Here is an 879-nt window from a genome sequence, read left to right as displayed (position 1 = left end):
GACCGCTTAACTGTGAAAAGACAGTTTCTACCCGTCTTCTCAATTTGAAGATCAGCTGACGCACCGATTTTGGCCAGTTTTCTTTACTGTTGGAACGCTTGAGTGCAAAAAGACAGATCGTTTGTTCCTGCATTTCCTGCATGAGTTTTTCGCCAACATATCCTTTATCTGCTAAAATTGTAATATTTGAACAATTATCCACCAGATCCCGTAATCCTTCACGGTCATCTGTGGATGCCGGCGTAATCTCAAATGCAGTAATGTAACCTTCTAATGTGACCAGGGCATGCACTTTATAGCCGAAGTAAGTTTCCTTTTTAGAAGGGCACTTTCCGTAATCAGCACCCTGGCTGCGAAATGTTTTGCAGTATCGTGCACGTCCAAATTTGCAGACTGCAAGCGGAAAACTATCAATAATGCAATAAGAACTGACCGGAACCGGAAAAACAGAGAGCATCTTTTGTCTTAATAATTCGGTTGTCTGCATCAGAGCACGCCTCGTTCTGTTAAAACGACTTCTGCTGCAAAGCTTCGGAAAAAGATGTCTGTAATTCTTTTTCACGAAAGAAAACCAGGCATTTTCAGAATCAACGCCAAGCAACTCACCACAAAGACTAATGGTAATGATTTCCGAATCAGATAGTTTTGCATCTAAAACATGCCGTCGCTTGGCAACCTCAGGAAGTGCAAACTGATGATACAATTCGTCAATAATAACGTAAGTGGTTAAAATAAAGTCTTCAAAAGTTGCAATAACAGTGGTATTATTATTTTGGAACTTCAACATAATGATGCCTCCTTTCGTTGTATTGCCTACAAATAGGATAGCACATTTTGTTGAAGTTTCTTTATATTATTTTATCTAGCACAACAGGTTAA

General features: G+C 39.5%; 1 protein-coding gene. It reads right to left on the bottom strand.

Annotated elements, in window-relative coordinates; translation table 11 throughout:
- Positions 1–787, bottom strand: a 787-nt coding sequence (locus DW826_RS17935; protein WP_242994157.1) for an IS982 family transposase, incomplete at its 3' end; no start/stop codon positions are given.
- Positions 788–879 lie beyond the last annotated feature (92 nt).

Source organism: Clostridium sp. AM34-11AC, from assembly GCF_003435375.1.
Lineage (GTDB): Bacteria > Bacillota > Clostridia > Lachnospirales > Lachnospiraceae > Pilosibacter > Pilosibacter fragilis.
The sequence above is the reverse complement of the archived record's forward strand: the minus strand, read 5'-3'. Positions and strand labels throughout refer to the sequence as shown.